This window comes from Flavobacterium sp. ALJ2, assembly GCF_015594725.1.
Taxonomy (GTDB): Bacteria; Bacteroidota; Bacteroidia; order Flavobacteriales; family Flavobacteriaceae; genus Flavobacterium.
This window is the reverse complement of the sequence record NZ_JADNRC010000004.1, coordinates 234486-252950: the sequence shown is the minus strand read 5'-3', so window position 1 is coordinate 252950 and position 18465 is coordinate 234486. Positions and strand designations below refer to the sequence as shown.

The window sequence follows — 18465 nt, the reverse complement described above, 5'->3', positions numbered from 1 at the left end:
CCCCTCTTAATAAAATAGCAACTCCTAAAACAGGACATCAATTACATTAATAATTTGACCCGAAGCTTATAATACTTCGATTTTCATTTTACCTGAACGATATAACTCTAAATCGAATTCCTTAGTTATCGTTTATCCATCTTGTAAATTAAATAATAAATCATCGTAAATAAATTTTATAAAGCTAAAACATCTGCATTCTTGACCGCAGCTAATAGCTCGATTTCAGTATTTACAATAGCACTTATTTCCATTTAAAAAAATTAGAATTATTTTTTCTGGTTTAAAACTACCTTAATCATTGCATCATTTTTAAGAATCATATCATAGTAATAAATTTCACCATACAATTGTCTAGCAAATTCAGCTGTAATATAACGATTAATGATTGCTTTATTTTTTTCTAATTTCAAATCTAATCCATTCTTAAAAAGGTACTTCTGAAAAGATTTAAAATAGTAATCTGTTGACTGCATTTTTGCAACAAATTCTCGGTAATTTAACCCTGTGAACGCTTTACGGTTTTTATCCAATTGTTCGAAAACAAAATGCCCAACAATTCCTGTTTGCAACAAATAAGCTGAACCTTCGCTGCCATGCTCAATTTCGATAGGTACAAAAACGTCTGGCACAATACCGCCTCCACCATAAACAATTTTACCCTTTGGGGTCTTATATTTTAATGTGTCAATAATCTTAATACTATCCTTACTATATAATTCTCCGTTGTTAAAACGTGAATCCGACTCTTTAAAATAATCTTCGTTTCCATGACTATAAGGCTTCTGAATAGAACGCCCTGTTGGCGTGTAATATCTAGCAACCGTTAATCGAACTGCTGATCCATCATTAAAATCCATTTCGCGCTGAACCAGTCCTTTTCCAAATGAACGACGACCTATTATGTTTCCTCTATCGTTATCCTGAATTGCCCCTGCTAAAATTTCACTAGCCGAAGCACTATTCTCATTGATTAATACAGATACTTTTCCAGTCTCAAAACTTCCGCTTCCAGTTGCATACGTTTTTTCCATTTCTCCATTCTTGTTTTTGGTAAAAACGATAAGTTGCTTATCTTTCAAAAATTCATCCGCAATTGCAACAGCTTCTTCCATATAACCTCCACCATTATCGCGAAGATCTATAATAAGTGACTGAATTCCGTTTTGCTTTAATTTGGTTAAACCTGATTTAAATTCGGCATAGGTTGTCTCAGCAAAACGATTTATCTTTATATATCCAGTATTTTTATCCAATAGCATCGAGATATCAACACTCTTTATAGGAATAATGTCTCTCTTTATTTTAACTTTTAATTTCTTTTGTTCTGATTTTCGATAAACAGTAAGCTCTATCTCTGTGCCTTTTTTTCCCTTTAATTTAGCAAACAAACTATCTGACGGAAGTTTTCGCCCAAATAATTTAGTCTTCCCTACATATAAAATTCTATCTCCAGCCTGAATTCCTGCTTTTGCAGAAGGTCCATTTTCTATTGGCTTTATTATTGCAACCGAATCTTTATACATATAAAAATTCACTCCAATTCCAACAAAATCGCCTTTCATACTTTCTGCAACTTCTGCTTGTTCACTGGGCGGAATATAGACGGAATGAGGATCTAATTTTGACAGTATATTATCGACTGTAAGATTAACTATAGAATCAGTATTTATACTATCGACATACTCATTATTAATGAAATCAATTAATTTATTGAGTTTATTCTTAGAGTTATTCTTAGCCAAGAACTGATCCTGTGCTGGAGTGCTTAATAAGCTCCCGAGTACAGTTCCCAGAGCTAAAGTTGCTCCAATAACTATTGGTAAATACTTCGTATTGAATTTCATATGTAGCTAATATTTATTTTACGAGAATATACTATTGTTATTCTTCATAAGCAACCATGTATTTTGAAATTACTGCGACTTTCTACTCTTCTAACACAGGAATATGCACGACTTCTACGCCTGCTTTTATTAAAAATTGGATTCCAGCATCATCCCGATATCCATTTTGATAAACTACTCTTTTTATCCCCGATTGATGAATCAATTTGCTACATTCTTTACAAGGTGAGAGTGTTATATACAAGGTTGCTCCTTCGCAAGACTGAGTTGATCTTGCTACTTTTAAAATAGCGTTGGCTTCGGCATGCAAAACATCCCATCGCGTTAACCCATCTTCATCCTCGCAACAGTTTTCAAATCCTGTTGGTGTACCATTATAACCATCAGAGATAATCATCCGATCCTTTACGATAATTGCACCAACTTGCTTACGCTTACAATACGACAACATGCTCCACTCTTTTGCAATTCGCAAATAAGCTTTGTCATATCTATTTAATTTTTCTTTTTCCATTTTTATCTATTCCATATTTCACTTTCAATAACCATCGGAATTACAACTCCTATTATAAAAGCCGACATAGCTAGTGTCCAATCACGTTTTGAAAAACGAAAAATTGTTTGAACAATATATGAGATTATTAAAACCACAAAAACTACAATAATTTGAGCTGCCTCAATCCCTAATGCAAATTCTCCCAAGGGCAACAATTTTGATGTTGGACTACCTCCTAATATCGTTCTGAAATAGTTAGAGAATCCTAATCCATGAATTATCCCAAAGAAAAGTGTTATAAAAAACACTAAATTAATACTCTCTGTTTTAGATGATTTTCCTGCTGTAAAAAAGTTAAAGAAGGCAGTTATTAAAATGGTTATCGGAATTAAAAATTCTACGATATTTACTTTAATAATAATGACTCCATAAACCGAAAGTAATAAAGCTAATGTATGACCGACAGTAAAAACAGTTACAAGTAGTAAAATTCTTTTCCAATCCTTAAACGAATAAGGAACCGTTAAGGCCATTAAAAACATTACGTGATCGTATGCATGAATATCTAGAACGTGTTTTAATCCTATTTGAAAATAAATCCAAAAATCCGACATGAGTATTTTAATTTAAAATTGATAAAGGGTGTGTAAACTTACGATTAATTTTGAAAATGGTAGATTGCTATTCTAAAATCATTAAATAAAAATAAGTTAAAATTACAATTTTTGCAATTATAAAAATTATGAGAAAATTAAAATTAATAATTTAAAAATAGATTTATCTTTGTGATACAAAAAACCAATTAATTATGTCATTTTCAGATTTATTTGATAGCGAATTTAAACTAAGAAATAAAGGTCATTTTTCGGCTATTGTTCGCGTAGCTCTTGCAGACGGAAAAACAAATCAAGAAGAAAAAGCTTTTTTAGACAAGTTAGCTTCTCGATTAGAAATTTCGGACGAAGAATACAAAGAGATTCTTGCTGACCCTTTCAAACACCCTATAAACGCGCCTTATTTGTATTCTCAACGTTTAGAGCGTTTATACGATTTGGCTCGTATGGTACACGTAGATCACCACATAGGAGATAGTCAAGAAATCATGCTAAGAAGACTTGGACTCGCACTAGGATTTACTCCTGGAAACGTAAACTATATCATTGCAAAAGCACTTTCGCTAGTAGATAAAAAAGTAGATTTAGATACTTTTACTTTCGAAATGCAAAATATGAATAAATAAGAAGTATTTAGTTTTCAGTGACAATATTCAGTTTTTAAACTGGTACTAAAAAGTAAGACTGCTACTAAAAATAAAACCCGACTATTTACTAGTCGGGTTTTGCTTCTTTATCATTTTGCTTTCTGCATAAACTCTTCTGCTTTTTCTACCATATTGTAGCTTCCACAAAAGAATGGAACACGCTCATGCAATTCAGTTGGATTAATCTCCATAATTCGGTTAAAACCATCTGTTGCTTTTCCTCCTGCCTGTTCAGCTATAAATGCCATTGGGTTGCATTCGTATAATAAACGTAACTTCCCTTTTGGTGCTTTTGAGCTTGTTGGGTACAGATAAATTCCGCCTTTAATCATATTTCGATGAAAATCAGAAACTAAACTTCCAATATATCTGGAGGTATAAGGCCTGTCTTCTTCTTCTCTCTGACAATATTTAATGTAGTTTTTTACTCCTTGCGGAAAATGAACATAGTTTCCTTCGTTTACCGAATAGATATTTCCGTTTTGTGGAAATTTCATATTAGGGTGTGACAAATAAAATGTACCAATTGCCGGATTCAGTGTAAAACCATTTACGCCATGACCTGTGGTATAAACCAACATGGTCGAAGTTCCATAAATTACATAACCTGCTGCAACTTGATTGATTCCCGGTTGTAAAAAATCCTCGCTTGTTACCGGGGTTCCTATCGGTGTAATTCTTCTGAAAACAGAAAAAATAGTCCCAACAGAAACATTTACATCAATGTTTGAAGATCCGTCAAGCGGATCCATTAAGATCACGTACTTATTATTATGACAGTTGTCGCTCCCCTGAACTGTAATAAAATCATCGTTTTCTTCTGAAGCAATACCACAGACAATCTCACGGTTTATTAACGTCTGGATAAATACTTCGTTTGCATACACATCTAATTTTTGTTGGTCTTCGCCCTGAATATTTTGTTCGCCTGCAGCGCCAATAATATCCACCAATCCGGCTTTGTTTACTTTATAGTTAACGACTTTGGCCGCCAAACGTATAGAGTTGATAATTCGGGAAAGCTCTCCCGACGAATACTGAAATGCTTTTTGGTTCTCAATAATAAACTCTCCTAGTGTTTTATTGCGTTCTTCCATTATACTATATCGTTGTAGGTTTTTTTGAAGTCACAAATATCGCCTTTTTTGTGAAATTGATTTAAAATTTATTTAGTTAGTTTGTGCGTATTGTATATTTGTTAATCAAAAGCGAAAATTAAGTTCTAAAAAACCACTGTTTTAGATATAAACACATTAATAATAATATTTTATGAATATTAGAAAAGGAAATCCTGATGACATGAAAGCTGTTTTAGGCTTGATTCAGGAACTAGCCCTATTTGAAAATGAACCAGATGCAGTTTTGGTTACGGAGAGCGATTTAGTTCGTGATGGCTTTGGAGAAAATCCTCTTTTTCATGTATTTGTAGCCGAGGTCGATGCCGAAATAGTTGGAATTGCCTTATACTATTACCGATTCTCAACCTGGAAAGGCAAAACAATACATTTAGAAGATTTAATTGTTAAAGATAAAATGCGCGGATCTGGTTTAGGAAAGGCATTATACTCTAAAATAATGGAGCAGGCGAAAAAAGATAAAGTAAGAAGAGTCGAGTGGAATGTACTTGACTGGAATACTCCTGCAGTTAAATTCTATGAAAAATCTGGAGCCAAAGTCTTCGAAGAATGGCGTGTTGTTCAAATGGACGAAGCTGGAATAGATACTTTTTTAGAGAAAAAATAAAAATTCAAGACACAATATATAACAATAAATAATGAGAGTATTCAAATTTGGTGGTGCCTCAGTAAAAGATGCTGAAGGAATTAAAAACGTATATGACGTTTTACAAAAAGTAGGTTATGAAGATGTATTGCTTGTAGTTTCGGCTATGGGAAAAACCACAAACGCTCTAGAAGTTGTAATAAAGAATTATTTTGAAAAATCGAGTGAGTTAAATGCATCTGTTCAAGAAGTAAAAAAATACCACAACCAGATATTGCTGGATTTATTCGAGAATGAAAAACATGAAGTTTTTGCTGCTGTAAATGCGTTCTTTTCGGAATTAGAATATTTTCTTGTCCATAATAAATCGCCTAACTATAACTTTGTTTATGATCAAATTGTAAGTTTTGGAGAATTAATTTCGACTACTATTTTAAGTCATTTCATGAATTTCATGGGTGTTCAGACCCAATGGATTGATGTACGCAACTTCATAAAAACTAACGCAACTTACAGAGATGCTGAAGTAGATTGGGAGTTAACCCAAAAAAATATTAGTAAAAATGTAAAGCGAAATATGCTGAACATAACTCAAGGGTTTTTAGGTGCCGATGAAAACAACTTCACTACAACTTTGGGCCGTGAAGGTTCTGACTACACTGCTGCTATTTTTGCTTATTGCTTAAATGCCGAAAGTGTTACCATTTGGAAAGACGTTCCTGGAGTAATGAATGCTGACCCTCGTTATTTTGAAAATGCAAGCTTACTTAATCAGATTTCATATCGTGAAGCTATTGAATTGGCATTTTACGGAGCAACGGTTATTCATCCAAAAACATTACAGCCTTTACAAAAAAAAGAGATTCCGCTATATGTAAAATCTTTTATCAACCCATTGTTAAAAGGAACAAGCGTTTCTAAAGGTGTCGATTTAGAACCTTATTTACCTTGTTTTATTGTAAAGAGAAACCAACTTTTAATTTCTCTTTCATCTATAGATTTTTCTTTTATAATGGAAGAAAATATCAGTGAGATTTTTGCCTTATTTCATGAGTTTAAAATTAAAGTGAATTTAATTCAAAACTCAGCAATTAGTTTTTCTGTTTGTGTAGAAGATAAATTTGAAAATTTCAATGATATGAATGCTATTCTTTCTAAAAAGTTTAAAGTTGATTTTAGTGAAAACGTTACCCTATATACTATTCGCCATTTTGATGATAAAGCAGCCGAAGCCGTTGAAAAAAATAAAGTGGTTTTACTGAAACAAGTTAGCCGCGAAACCATGCAAGTGGTAACAAAAAATATAGATTAGTTTTCTTTAAAAAAATTAATTACATCATTCAATATAAAATAAGGCTTCACTTAAAAAAGTGAAGCCTTTCTTATGGTTTCTGTTTACTTTTTAAAATTTTAATCACTTTTTTCAGCTCTTTTATTCGCGCTTCATATTGTTCTACGACTTTATCCGACAATTGATTTATAATAAGTGTTTCATTTAAATCATTAGTAGTTTCTTTATCTTGTCGCATATCATTTGTCACCAATTCTTCAGGGGTAATTTCGAAAAACTCACATATTTTATTAGCATGACTTGCCCAAGAACTGCTCTCGCCTCTTTCAATCCTAGCATAAGCTGATTGAGATAAGTGCAAATAATCTGCTACTTGCTCTTGCGACATATTCTTGCTTTTACGCAATTCTTTTAACTTATTTCCTACGGTTATAGTCATACTTTAACTATTTACAATCACAAACATAAGAAATAAAACATATTTAATCGAAATTAGGTTTGAAATAGTCAATTAACGCATAAGATTTATCTGAAATTCAGACATATATTTGTTTATACAATATATTATTACTAACCATTAAATTATCATATTATGAAAAAATTAGAATTAAATCAAATGGAAAAATTAGAAGGTGGAGATAGACTTGCAGGTTGTGCCTTAACAGGCTTAGCGGCAGGAGTTGCTGCAGGTCTCAATCCTCTTGTTGGAGGACTAACAACACTTGGATGTTTTTTATTAACCTAACAACGCGTATATGTTAAGAATAATCACTTTAAAATAACATATTCTTAAAAAAATTATGAATAATTCAGTATTAATTTTATCCTTTCTCGTTATAATAATTGGATTAGGATACAGGTATAATAATAAAAAAACCAATAAATAACTCCTTTAAAAGCGACCTTTAAACAAATTTGTTTAAGGTCGCTTTTATTAAAACAAAGCCTATGGGAAGATTAGGAACTACAGAAATAATACTTATAATCTTTGCAATAACTTTATTATTTGGCGGAAAAAAAATCCCTGAATTAATGAAAGGAATTGGAAATGGTATAAAAGAATTCAAGAAAGCATCTAAAGAAAAAGAAGATGAAAAAAAAACATAGCCTAATACTTATTTTTAATTAATAACTATTTTATCTAGTAATTAATTAAAAACAAGATTTCTGGCAATAAACATCCGTAATTCTAATATTCTGTTACATACTAGAAGTATTTAGCTATTTTAAAATTTATAATAAAAATGAAAAATCCTCTTGTAAAATGTATATTATTTTCTATTCTATTAATTCTAATTTCTGAAATTACAAAAATAGCTTTAGACATTGATAAATTACTTTACAATACAATAGCAGAAAAACTTACCTCTCAACAATTGAATCATTTTTTCGAATTTCAGAATAAATGGAAGTGGATTTCTTATATTTTTTTTCCAATATATATTGTAATCAAAACAAGTATAATTGCAACAGTATTGTATGTGGGCACTTATTTTTTCAGTCAAAAAGAAGTAGGGTATAACTCTTTATGGAACATTGTAATTAAAGCTGAGTTTATATTTTTATTGGTAGCCACAACTAAAATTATTTGGTTTTATTTTTTTCAAACCAACTACGATTTAGAAGATATTCAATATTTCTACCCATTATCAGCACTAAATATAGTTGGATATAGGGGATTAGAAACTTGGTTTATTTATCCTTTCCAAACTCTTAATTTATTTGAGTTAACATACTGGCTTATTCTTGCCTATTTTATTGGTAAAGAAACTGATACGAATATGGACAAAGGACTTAAAATTGTAGTTTATAGTTATGGACCTGCTTTATTATTATGGATAACAACAGTAATGTTTTTTACACTTAGTTATTCTTAAAATATCTAAAACTACAGAAAAATATTTCTTATTATATGCTCTATCATCCTTATTTCGCATGTTGTTCGATATTTCTTTTCTAATATATACATTGCCCAGACTTTTCTAGGTACTGTTGCCATGATTTTCATTATTACATCATTGATTTAAAATAAAGAACTACAAAAATGAAAAAAAAACTAAAAATTACTCTTCTTATAGCATTCATGGGTATTTTACTTTTTTTAGGTTACAAAATAGTATCTAAAATAAATCAAAAAAAAGAAATTGCTCAAAACATAAAAAGCATTCCTGAATTTTTATATCCAGATATAAATGGAGGACTTTTTACCAAAAAAAATCTAAAAAAAGGAACTGCAACTATTTTTATTTATTTTAATACAGAATGCGAATTTTGCAATGAAGAAGCTAAAATGATTAAAGAAAATATGAAGTATTTAAATGATTTTCAATTAATTTTTGTATCATTTGAAAAAAACGAAAACATAAAAAAATTTGCTAAGGAATATCAACTGAATACGTATAACAACATTCATTTTTTATGTGATGACAAAATTACTTTCGCTTCTACTTTTGACATAAATACATTGCCTTATTTAGTACTTTATGATAAGGAACAAAACTTAATAGATAAAATAAAAGGGCAAATAAAAATCGAAACTTTAATCAAAAAAATGAATGCCAATTAAAATTATAATGAATTTAAAACACATACAACAAACGCACACCTCACAATTAGACCAATCCGATTGTGGTGTAGCCTGTTTATTGTCAATAATAAAATTATATAACGGAAACCAGTCTATCGAAAAACTTCGAGAAATAAGTGGTACAAACAAGCAAGGCACTACGGTACTGGGCTTATACCAAGCTGCCAATAAGTTAGGATTTAATGCCGAAGGCTGTGAAGCAGATATCCAAGCTCTTATTAACCACAAACAGCCTGTAATTTTACATGTTTTAATCGAAAACAAACTACAACATTATGTAGTTTGTTATGAATATAATAAAAACAAAGGCTTCTTGATTGGAGATCCTGCAAAAGGAATTTATAATTTACCTACAGAAGAATTAGAGAAAATTTGGATTTCAAAAACTTGTTTAACGCTAGAACCAAACGAGAATTTTACAACCGAAAAAGCAGAAAAAAACGCTAAGATAAAATGGTTTTTAAATCTACTAAAGGAAGATTATAAACTTATTTGGATCTCTGTTTTATTAGGTGTATTTATCGCTGGTTTAGGAATGTCTATGGCTTTATTTTCTCAAAAATTGATAGATGATATTTTACCTTCACATAATATCAAAAAGTTAATTTCAGGAATTTCTTTATTAGTTATCTTGCTCTTAGCCAGAGTTGGAATAACTGTTCTACGAGAGTACTTTTTATTACAACAATCTAAAGATTTTAATAATCGAATAAACAATTCATTTTTCTCCTCTATATTACAATTACCAAAACCCTTTTTTGATACTCGAAAAATAGGGGAACTTGTGGCAAGATTAAACGATACACAGCGTGTACAAAATGTAATAAAAATGCTTACAAGTACTTTAGTCATAGATATTTTAGTAGCTATCATTTCATTACTATTTTTGTTTAGTTATTCTTGGAAATTGGGCTTGATTTCCTTGCTAAGTTTACCCATTTATTTTTTTATAATTTATCGGAACAATAAAAAAATAATAGATTCTCAGAAAGATGTCATGCAAAGTTATGCCCTAAACGAAAGCAATTACATCAATAGTATTCAAGGAATTTCAACTATAAAAAACGACAATAAACAACCTATCTTTAATAAATTAAATGAACAGATCTTTACTAATTTTCAAGAAAAAAAATTCAATCTGGGAAAAATAAACATCTCTTTATCTTGGAAATCTGGCTTAGCTAGTGTTCTCTTTTCGATTAGTATTTTGATTTACACTTCTATACAGGTTTTTAATAAAGAAATTAAAATTGGCGAATTAATGGCAATTTTAGGTATCATAAGTTCTTTGTTACCTTCTATCGCTAATCTAGCATTAATATCAATCCCAATAAATGAAGCTAAAATTGCTTTTAATAGAATGTACGAATTTGCATCGATAGAAAAAGAAAACGAAGAAGGTTTAGAAGTTTTTTCAATTGAAAAAATTTCAATCCAAAATCTTTCTTTTCGCTTTGCAGGAAGAAGCGAACTTTTTCATGATGTAAACATAGAAATGAGAAAAGGTGAGTTTATTGCTATTGTTGGAGAAAGTGGAAGCGGAAAAAGTACCTTAAGCCAAATACTACAGCGCTTTTATAATTTTGAAAACGGAAATATCATCCTAAACAATAAATATTCTCTTAAAGAAATTGGTCTTAAATACTATAGGGATTTATTGGCGGTAATTCCTCAAGAAATTACTATTTTTAACGGAAACGTTATTGATAACATTTTACTCGGCAAAGAAGAAACGCCAGAGGGCTTCATAAAGTTTATAGAACAATATGGTTTTGATTTCTATTTTAGCCAATTACCTCAAGACTTAACAACTATTCTTGGTGAAGAAGGTATCAATTTGTCTGGAGGTCAAAAACAGATTCTAGCTTTGGCTAGAGCATTATACAAAAAACCTCAATTATTAATTCTTGATGAGGCTACTGCTGCAATGGACCGAAACACAGAACAATTTACTATAGATCTCCTGCAAAAAATTAAAAAAGAATGTGCCATTTTTTTTATCTCACATCGCTTAAATATGCTAAAAAAAATAGCCGATACTATTTATATTCTAGAAAACAAAACAATTTCTAAATCGGGGAATCATTTAGAATTAATGGAAACCAAAAACTTTTATAGCACTTATTGGGAAACCTTGTAAATAATTTTTCTTCATAATAAATCATATAGCTAATTAAAGATAAATTCAAGCTTCCTATATATTGGTGCTTTTTCTATCTTTTAATGGAAACAAAAAAATTATGGCTTTTGTGCTTAAACCTAAACCCTTCTTCAAAAGAAAATTAACTTAAATATGAGGTAAACAAACATTCTATTTCTAGATGATTTATTTTATATCCTACTTAAGAGGCTGTCTAAAGACAACCTCTTTCTGTTAGTTTACAACGGTTATTCAAAATTATTAGGAGTACCGAAAACCGGCAACATAAACGTAAAGTTAGGAGGTTACTAGCCTAATTATTTTTATTGATAAGAAAACCCGTATTGATTGTACGGGTTTTCTTGTATTTGTAACTTCTGAAATTACTACATTATGAATGCAAAACACACATCCGCTACAAGCTACAATCCTGAAAAGCTTCTCGAATTTTTTAGTAAGGACGTACCTCCCGAATCTATGACCAAAATAATTCGCCACTTAAACTACGTAATTGCATTAAGTTTAATTAGAGGAAATGAGACATTAGAATGCCATACAACAGAGTTAGACCATGGGTTTATTGGTTAAATAAATTAGCCGAAATCCTAAATCCCTATTTTAATATTGATTAAACCAAAACCCTCAACTTTAAAAAACGAGAAAAAGAATACTTTTTTAGACAGCTTCGTTTTTTATAGCTTTCGTTTTTTCTTTAAACCTTTTATTACTTTTTTTAACTCCTTTATTCGAGCCTCATATTGTTCTATTATTTTATCAGATAATTGATTAATTATAAAAGTTTCATTTAAATTACTAATCTCTTCTCTATTTTCTGCTATTACATTCTTTACTAGCTCTTCTGGGCTTATTTTGAACACTGTACATATTTTATTTATATGGCTTGCCCATGAACTACTCTCCCCTCTTTCGATCCTAGCATAAGTAGATTGTGACACTTCTAACAAATTTGCCGCTTGTTCTTGTGACAAGTCTTTACTTCTACGCAACTGCTTTAACTTATTTCCTACAACTAAATTCATTAACTCTATTTTAACTACAAAAATATAAGAAAAATTACACAATTGACAAATATACAGATTAAAAATAATAAATTTACATATAATACTCATTTATAGGTACTTATAGATTTGCCTTGCAAAATTAAATACTTAGGTTATTAGGTACTTAAAATATTTCTAAACAATACCCTTTAAAAAAAAAATAGCCACTACATTGGCATTCTAAACCCTAATTTCCTTTTCTTGAAATCTTAATTTTACTAATTATATCTTATCAAAATTTATAAAATACATCTTTACAATATTCTTTAATTCATCATCATCAACGTTACCTATATTTCCCAATTATAAATACTACTTTTGAAGTTTTGGAGTTAAAGTGTTTATGATTAAAAAATTACTTTTTTGGATTGTAATTATTTTTTGTTCTGGGCTTCATGCCCAGGAAATAAACTCGTACTATAAAACCAAAAAAATCGGTACCTCTCGAGACACTATTTATTTAGAGAACTTTAGTATCAATTCCAATTTTTTTCAGCTTTTAGACGCCAACAATAAACTTATTGATAGCAGTTTATACAAAATTAACTTTCAAAAAGGAACATTACTTTTAAACGGAAAATTAACTTCGAGTACCGACTCCATAACAGTTGAGTATTTAAAGCTTCCCGATATACTAACCAAAGAATATAAAATTTACGACTCTAATAGAATTGTAAGCAATGGCGCAACTTCTGAATCTCTGTACCAAATACAGCCTAAGAATGTTAAAACTATTACTCCTTTTGATGGATTAACTACTTCGGGAAGTATTACTCGCGGAATCACCATTGGCAACAATCAAAACACAGTTTTAAACTCCAATCTGGATCTTCAAATTACAGGAAAAATATCCGATAATGTAAGTATTCGTGCTTCATTACAAGACAATAATATTCCGCTACAAGACGGTGGTTATTCTCAAAAGCTAGATCAATTTGACAATATATTTATAGAACTCTTTAGCAATAATTGGGCATTACGAGCTGGAGATATTTTTCTTGAGAACAAAAAAACTCAATTCCTTAATTTTGATAAAAAGGTTCAAGGACTGGCCGTTAATTTTAATTTTGGCGATGAAGAAAGTAAAACCAATGTATTCGCCTCGGCTGCACTAGTAAGAGGTCAATATGCTAAAAGCAACATTACTGGACAAGAAGGAAATCAAGGCCCATATAAACTAACTGGACAAAATGGTGAGCTATATATATTGGTGATTTCGGGTTCTGAGCGAGTATATGTAAATGGTGTTTTATTAAAACGAGGTGAAAATAAAGATTATACTATTGACTATAATGCCGGCGAAATCACTTTTACTTCGTTATTCACCATTACTTCAGAGATGCGAATAAGCGTGGAATACCAATATTCAAATCAAAATTACACCCGATTTGTAACTTATGCTGGAGTAACTCATGAAAATAAAAAATGGAGCTTTGGAGGGTATTTATACTCCGAAAATGATTTAAAAAACCAACCGCTACAGCAAAATTTAACCAAGGAACAGGTTGAAATATTAAGTAATGCAGGAGATGATACAAATGCTATGATTGCTCCCTCAGCATATGCAGATACGTATTCAGACAATAAAATTCTCTATAAAAAAATAATACTTAACGGGGAGGAAATATACGAATTCTCCAATGATCCTAAAGAGGAGCTTTACAACGTAAGATTCAATTTAATAGGCGCTCACTCTGGAGACTATATCCTCAAGAACGTAAATACTATTGATCGTATTTATGAATATATTGCTCCTATAAATGGTATTTCGCAGGGAAATTATGCTCCAATTGTTAAACTTGTTGCTCCAATAAAACTACAAGTAGCTACTTTTTTGGGTAAATATAGCCCAACCGAAAAAACTATTTTTGATTTTGAACTTGGAGTTAGTAACAATGATGCAAACTTATTTTCGAATATACAGGATAGCAATAATAAAGGTATCGCTACCAAAATAAACGCTAAACAGCGTTTGTTTAGTAAAAGCTGGAATCTGGATGCATTTATAAATTATCAATTTATTCAGGAAAATTTCAAATCAGTTGAACGACTTTATAATATTGAGTTTGATCGGGATTGGAATCTTCCCGCAACACGGTTTGGGAATCAAAGTTTACTGATTTCGGGATTAAACTTCGATTTGTTTCCTCAAAAAAAATCATCCGATATAGGACTGATTACCTATCAATTTGAAAATTTAGATTTTACCAAAAACTATTCTGGAAGCCGACATACAGTTAATGGACTTTTTAAACTAAAAAACTGGCTTATTCAAAATCAAGGTAGTTTATTAAATAGCAACAGTATAATATCGACTTCTAAGTTTTTAAGAAATCAAACTCAAGCCCGTTATCATTTTAATAAAAACTGGGTTGGTGGCACAATACAACTCGAGGACAATCAAGAAAAGAATAAGGAAACCAATCAGTTTTCGGTTTTAAGCCAACGATTTAATGAATATGGCTTATTTGTGGGTCGTGGTGATAGTACCAAAGTTTTTGTAGAATTGGGATTTTTAAGACGAAGCAATGATAGTTTGCAAAACGGATTATTACAACGTGTAAATAATTCTCAAACCTATTACTTGAAGTCAAAGTTGATACAAACCACCAAAAGTGATTTGTCTGTATATGCAAGCTATAGAGTATTAAATTTTGAAGATGTTACTAAAAAAAGAGAACCTTCTTTAAACTCAAGAATTCTATATAACGATCGATTTTTTAATCAGTTTATTCAAACTACTACTGCATACGAAACCAACTCAGGAACAATGCCACAACAAGATTATACATACATAGAAGTTCCCGCAGGGCAAGGGGTTTATACTTGGATAGATTACAACAATAATGGAATTCAGGAGCTACAAGAGTTTGAAATCGCAGCATTTATTGATCAGGCAAAATACATTCGAATCTTTTTGCCTAACCGAGTTTACATAAAAACAAATCAGAATAAATTTTCCCAATCAGTAACCCTAAATCCAAATCAATGGTTAAATGAGACTGGCATAAAAAAAATAATCTCGTATTTTTATAATCAAACCTCATTTATATTAGATCGAAAAGTAAAAAGTAATGGCGATCGTTTTGAGCTAAACCCTTTTAATTCCTCTGATGAAAATGTATTGGGTTTAAACTCAAGTTTCAGAAACAGTCTATTTTATAATCGAGGCAAACAAAACCATTCAACAACTTATACCTATTTACAAAACAAAAGCAGAAACTTACTTACAATAGGGTCTCAGCAAGCTACAAACAGTTCGCATCAATTACAATATTCTCATTTATATGATAAAAGCTGGTTATTAAGCTTTTTCACCAAAACCATTCAAACTGATCTTATTTCTGAAAGTTTCCCCGAAAAAAACTATAAACTTACTGGTTATCAACTAGCACCAAAGATTAGTTATTTATTTTCTAAAAGTACAAGCTTGGATTTCTTTTATGAGATTCAAAACAAAGACAACCAAATTGGCGATGAAGAAACCTTAAAACAAACCCGATTAGGAACATCATTCTCTTATGCAGGAGATAAAAAAATAACCCTAAATGGAGAATTCTCTTTTTACCAGAATAAATTCACAGGCAATGAGTTTTCATCTGTAGGTTTTCAAATGCTAGAAGGCTTACAAACAGGGCAAAACTTGGTGTGGAGATTGCTATTACAAAAAAATATTACACAATTTTTAGATGTTAATGTCAACTACCAGGGACGAAAAGGCGAAATGGGAACTACTATTCATACAGGAAACATTCAGCTAAGAGCTTATTTTTAATATATATTTTGAAAACATTACAATAAATTGATTAATTTTATTATGAATTTTAACACTTTAAGACATGAAAAAACTATTATTACTTTGTTTTATGTTCGTTTTCTCTAGTAATTTTTACGCTCAGGAAACTGCTGTAAAAAAGACTAAAGCCAAAGCTAAAACAGAAGCCGCTAAAGAGAAAAAAAAGGCTACCGACTCTAAAACTACTGCAGAGAAAAAAGCAACTAAAGAAAAAGCAACTGCTACTAAAAGTGTAGATGATAAAGTTGCAAAAACAAAAAGTGATGCTAAAGCTAAAACAACTAAAACAGAAGAGCCTGCTACAAAAAAAGCTACCAAAGCTAAAGCAGATGCTAAAAGTACAACTGATGATGCCACTAAAAAAGTAACTAAAGCCAAAGCAGATACTAAAGCTGCTACTGAAAAAGTAGACAAAGCTAAGGCTGATACTAAAGCAGCATCAAAGACTACTACAAAAAAGGTTAAAGAAACTAACGAAAAGGCTCCTAAAGTAGCTGATAAAGTTACTGGTGAGTATAATGGTAAAAAAGTATATACTGGCCCTAGAGGTGGCAAATACTACATTAATTCTAACGGAAATAAAACGTACATTCAAGACTAAATAACTTATTCTTGATAAATACAAAAAGGTTAGACTACTTATAATGTCTAACCTTTTTTGTATTTACTAAAATAATAACTTAATATTTTAGTAATCATTTATAAATAAGGAAAACACTTACTATTTGTAACTTTCGCAGGGTTAACTTAACATAACCCAATTCTATATGAATTTAGATTCAACCAATAAAACCATTCTTATTGCTCCATTAAATTGGGGCTTAGGCCACGCTACAAGATGTATCCCTATAATTAAGGCGCTACAAGAAAACAATTACATTCCGATAATTGCCTCAGATGGGATTGCTTTAGAATTATTGCGAAAAGAATTTCCCTATATCCAAACGCTGGAATTACCTTCTTACCAAATAGAATATGCAAAAAATGCCAAGAACTTCAAATGGAAATTAATCAAAAATTGTCCTAAAATGATTGAAGCCATTCTAGATGAAAAAAAGATGGTAAAATCTTGGATAAAAAAATATGGCATTGATGGTATTATTTCTGATAATCGTTTAGGAGTTTACTCAAACAAAATACCTTCGGTTTTTATTACACACCAGTTAAATGTGATGACAGGAAATACTACTTGGTTTACTAGTAAATGTCATCAGTACTTTATAAAAAAATATACTGAATGCTGGGTTCCAGACATAAAAAAGAAACCGAATCTAACTGGTGAATTAGGCCATTTAAAAACAAAAAAAATTAAATTAAAATACATTGGTCCTTTAAGCAGAATGCGCAAGAAAGAAACACCAAAAGTCTATGATTTAATGGTTATCTTATCTGGACCAGAACCTCAACGAGGCTATCTTGAAGAGAAATTAAAGAAAGAAGTGCTTCGCTACAAAGGGAAAGTTGTTTTTGTAAAAGGTATTGTCGAAAAAGACCAAAAAAAGGAAATCGTTGAGAATGTTACCTATTATAATTTCATGAATACACGACAACTAGAGCAAACTTTTAACGAAAGTGAGCAAATCTTATGTCGTTCTGGCTATACAACCGTAATGGATTTGGTTAAATTAGAGAAGAAAGCTTTTTTTATACCAACTCCTGGTCAATATGAACAACTATATCTAGCTGAAAAATTAGAAGAAGAAGGACTTGTACCTTATGCATTACAAGATGATTTTAGGATTGAGGATATTACAAAAATTGACGAGTATAAAGGATTACCCCAATATAAGAAGAAAGCGAAATGGAGTTCATTATTTTCCGTTTTCGAAAAATAAGAAACTCCATCCTTATATTTTTTTTAGAAATTAAATTGAACCTGTATTCTCAATAAATTTCCTTGTTGTCGGTTATTTGGTAATATGCTATCCTCAAAAGTTCTATCTGCAATAACATATTCTACAGTAACTTTTATCATAGTTTCAGCATTAAAGTATTGCTGTTATTTTTCCTATAGTACGTGCCGATTCTATCAACAAATGAGCATCATAATATACTTCAAACTCATTTGCAACGTATTTTTTTAATTCTTCATTTTCTTTTAAATTTTCTTTAATTCATTAAAAATTGTTTTTGATTCTTGATTCTGCGTGGTAATTGCCACTAACATTTTGGGCTTTGCGTTCGAGCGGGAAATCGAAGTACTAAAGTTGATTTTATTACTAATTTTTAATAAAATTACTGCTGTTGATTTTTGCACTTTAGCT

Annotated in this window: 18 protein-coding genes; 12 read left to right on the top strand and 6 right to left on the bottom strand. The window is 30.6% G+C overall.

Going from position 1 to position 18465, the window contains the following annotated elements:
• Window positions 1–269: 269 nt before the first annotated feature.
• The 3 genes from IUY40_RS06700 to IUY40_RS06690 form a co-directional block, all read right to left on the bottom strand.
• Window positions 270–1847, bottom strand: coding sequence for a S41 family peptidase (locus IUY40_RS06700; protein ID WP_195736082.1), 1578 nt, complete (start codon window positions 1845–1847; stop codon window positions 270–272).
• Between the two features lie 82 nt (window positions 1848–1929).
• A complete protein-coding gene (locus tag IUY40_RS06695) occupies window positions 1930–2361 on the bottom strand; it encodes a dCMP deaminase family protein (protein WP_195736081.1) in 432 nt (143 codons plus the stop codon).
• A 2-nt stretch (window positions 2362–2363) separates the two neighbouring features.
• Complete coding sequence (locus IUY40_RS06690) at window positions 2364–2957, bottom strand: HupE/UreJ family protein (RefSeq protein ID WP_195736080.1); 594 nt, start codon at window positions 2955–2957, stop codon at window positions 2364–2366.
• Window positions 2958–3151: 194 nt separating this feature from the next.
• Between IUY40_RS06690 and IUY40_RS06685 the strand changes: the two genes are divergently transcribed.
• Window positions 3152–3583: a TerB family tellurite resistance protein gene (locus IUY40_RS06685; protein WP_195736079.1), complete on the top strand. Its 432-nt coding sequence runs from the start codon at window positions 3152–3154 to the stop codon at window positions 3581–3583.
• 110 nt (window positions 3584–3693) lie between these two features.
• Here the strand turns inward: IUY40_RS06685 and fbp are convergent, their stop codons facing one another.
• Window positions 3694–4701, bottom strand: coding sequence for a class 1 fructose-bisphosphatase (gene fbp / locus IUY40_RS06680; RefSeq protein ID WP_195736078.1), 1008 nt, complete (start codon window positions 4699–4701; stop codon window positions 3694–3696).
• A gap of 172 nt (window positions 4702–4873) precedes the next feature.
• On the opposite strand from fbp, the gene IUY40_RS06675 reads away from it, so the two are divergent.
• Window positions 4874–5347, top strand: coding sequence for a GNAT family N-acetyltransferase (locus IUY40_RS06675; RefSeq protein WP_195736077.1), 474 nt, complete (start codon window positions 4874–4876; stop codon window positions 5345–5347).
• 31 nt (window positions 5348–5378) lie between these two features.
• Window positions 5379–6638 carry an aspartate kinase gene (locus IUY40_RS06670; protein ID WP_195736076.1) on the top strand — a complete coding sequence of 420 codons (1260 nt, stop codon included), beginning with the start codon at window positions 5379–5381 and terminating at the stop codon, window positions 6636–6638.
• A gap of 70 nt (window positions 6639–6708) precedes the next feature.
• Here IUY40_RS06670 and IUY40_RS06665 read toward each other — a convergent pair whose 3' ends face one another.
• Window positions 6709–7056, bottom strand: a complete 348-nt coding sequence (locus tag IUY40_RS06665) for a helix-turn-helix transcriptional regulator (protein WP_195736075.1) — start codon at window positions 7054–7056, stop codon at window positions 6709–6711.
• Between the two features lie 177 nt (window positions 7057–7233).
• Between IUY40_RS06665 and IUY40_RS19595 the strand changes: the two genes are divergently transcribed.
• From IUY40_RS19595 to IUY40_RS06640, 6 genes are all read left to right on the top strand, one after another.
• A complete protein-coding gene (locus IUY40_RS19595) occupies window positions 7234–7362 on the top strand; it encodes a hypothetical protein (RefSeq protein ID WP_255520463.1) in 129 nt (42 codons plus the stop codon).
• Between the two features lie 203 nt (window positions 7363–7565).
• Window positions 7566–7724 carry a twin-arginine translocase TatA/TatE family subunit gene (gene tatA / locus IUY40_RS06660; protein WP_195736074.1) on the top strand — a complete coding sequence of 53 codons (159 nt, stop codon included), beginning with the start codon at window positions 7566–7568 and terminating at the stop codon, window positions 7722–7724.
• 137 nt (window positions 7725–7861) lie between these two features.
• A complete protein-coding gene (locus IUY40_RS06655; protein ID WP_195736073.1) occupies window positions 7862–8494 on the top strand; it encodes a hypothetical protein in 633 nt (210 codons plus the stop codon).
• Window positions 8495–8661: 167 nt separating this feature from the next.
• On the top strand, window positions 8662–9183 hold the full coding sequence (locus IUY40_RS06650) for a redoxin domain-containing protein (RefSeq protein WP_195736072.1): 522 nt from the start codon (window positions 8662–8664) through the stop codon (window positions 9181–9183).
• 7 nt (window positions 9184–9190) lie between these two features.
• Complete coding sequence (locus IUY40_RS06645) at window positions 9191–11344, top strand: peptidase domain-containing ABC transporter (protein WP_195736071.1); 2154 nt, start codon at window positions 9191–9193, stop codon at window positions 11342–11344.
• A gap of 393 nt (window positions 11345–11737) precedes the next feature.
• Complete coding sequence (locus IUY40_RS06640) at window positions 11738–11932, top strand: hypothetical protein (protein ID WP_229335414.1); 195 nt, start codon at window positions 11738–11740, stop codon at window positions 11930–11932.
• A 104-nt stretch (window positions 11933–12036) separates the two neighbouring features.
• Here the strand turns inward: IUY40_RS06640 and IUY40_RS06635 are convergent, their stop codons facing one another.
• Window positions 12037–12384, bottom strand: a complete 348-nt coding sequence (locus tag IUY40_RS06635; protein ID WP_195736070.1) for a helix-turn-helix transcriptional regulator — start codon at window positions 12382–12384, stop codon at window positions 12037–12039.
• A gap of 364 nt (window positions 12385–12748) precedes the next feature.
• Here IUY40_RS06635 and IUY40_RS06630 point away from each other — a divergent pair, with 364 nt between their 5' ends.
• The 3 genes from IUY40_RS06630 (at window position 12749) to IUY40_RS06620 (ending at window position 18036) form a co-directional block, all read left to right on the top strand.
• The gene (locus tag IUY40_RS06630) at window positions 12749–16180 is read left to right on the top strand and encodes a hypothetical protein (protein ID WP_195736069.1); all 3432 of its coding nucleotides are present in this window, start codon (window positions 12749–12751) and stop codon (window positions 16178–16180) included.
• Window positions 16181–16244: 64 nt separating this feature from the next.
• The gene (locus tag IUY40_RS06625) at window positions 16245–16802 is read left to right on the top strand and encodes a hypothetical protein (RefSeq protein ID WP_195736068.1); all 558 of its coding nucleotides are present in this window, start codon (window positions 16245–16247) and stop codon (window positions 16800–16802) included.
• A gap of 166 nt (window positions 16803–16968) precedes the next feature.
• On the top strand, window positions 16969–18036 hold the full coding sequence (locus IUY40_RS06620) for a glycosyltransferase (protein WP_195736067.1): 1068 nt from the start codon (window positions 16969–16971) through the stop codon (window positions 18034–18036).
• Window positions 18037–18465 lie beyond the last annotated feature (429 nt).

What these genes read in the sequence shown, in the direction of transcription:
- IUY40_RS06685 (WP_195736079.1), top strand. Translation starts at nt 3,152, where the DNA reads ATGTCATTTTCAGATTTATTTGATAGCGAATTTAAACTAAGAAATAAA.
- IUY40_RS06650 (WP_195736072.1), top strand. Translation starts at nt 8,662, where the DNA reads ATGAAAAAAAAACTAAAAATTACTCTTCTTATAGCATTCATGGGTATT.
- IUY40_RS19595 (WP_255520463.1), top strand. Translation starts at nt 7,234, where the DNA reads ATGGAAAAATTAGAAGGTGGAGATAGACTTGCAGGTTGTGCCTTAACA.
- IUY40_RS06625 (WP_195736068.1), top strand. Translation starts at nt 16,245, where the DNA reads ATGAAAAAACTATTATTACTTTGTTTTATGTTCGTTTTCTCTAGTAAT.
- IUY40_RS06690 (WP_195736080.1), bottom strand. Translation starts at nt 2,957, where the DNA reads ATGTCGGATTTTTGGATTTATTTTCAAATAGGATTAAAACACGTTCTA.
- fbp (WP_195736078.1), bottom strand. Translation starts at nt 4,701, where the DNA reads ATGGAAGAACGCAATAAAACACTAGGAGAGTTTATTATTGAGAACCAA.
- IUY40_RS06665 (WP_195736075.1), bottom strand. Translation starts at nt 7,056, where the DNA reads ATGACTATAACCGTAGGAAATAAGTTAAAAGAATTGCGTAAAAGCAAG.
- IUY40_RS06675 (WP_195736077.1), top strand. Translation starts at nt 4,874, where the DNA reads ATGAATATTAGAAAAGGAAATCCTGATGACATGAAAGCTGTTTTAGGC.
- IUY40_RS06655 (WP_195736073.1), top strand. Translation starts at nt 7,862, where the DNA reads ATGAAAAATCCTCTTGTAAAATGTATATTATTTTCTATTCTATTAATT.
- IUY40_RS06620 (WP_195736067.1), top strand. Translation starts at nt 16,969, where the DNA reads ATGAATTTAGATTCAACCAATAAAACCATTCTTATTGCTCCATTAAAT.
- IUY40_RS06700 (WP_195736082.1), bottom strand. Translation starts at nt 1,847, where the DNA reads ATGAAATTCAATACGAAGTATTTACCAATAGTTATTGGAGCAACTTTA.
- IUY40_RS06635 (WP_195736070.1), bottom strand. Translation starts at nt 12,384, where the DNA reads ATGAATTTAGTTGTAGGAAATAAGTTAAAGCAGTTGCGTAGAAGTAAA.
- IUY40_RS06670 (WP_195736076.1), top strand. Translation starts at nt 5,379, where the DNA reads ATGAGAGTATTCAAATTTGGTGGTGCCTCAGTAAAAGATGCTGAAGGA.
- IUY40_RS06630 (WP_195736069.1), top strand. Translation starts at nt 12,749, where the DNA reads ATGATTAAAAAATTACTTTTTTGGATTGTAATTATTTTTTGTTCTGGG.
- IUY40_RS06640 (WP_229335414.1), top strand. Translation starts at nt 11,738, where the DNA reads ATGAATGCAAAACACACATCCGCTACAAGCTACAATCCTGAAAAGCTT.
- IUY40_RS06645 (WP_195736071.1), top strand. Translation starts at nt 9,191, where the DNA reads ATGAATTTAAAACACATACAACAAACGCACACCTCACAATTAGACCAA.
- IUY40_RS06695 (WP_195736081.1), bottom strand. Translation starts at nt 2,361, where the DNA reads ATGGAAAAAGAAAAATTAAATAGATATGACAAAGCTTATTTGCGAATT.
- tatA (WP_195736074.1), top strand. Translation starts at nt 7,566, where the DNA reads ATGGGAAGATTAGGAACTACAGAAATAATACTTATAATCTTTGCAATA.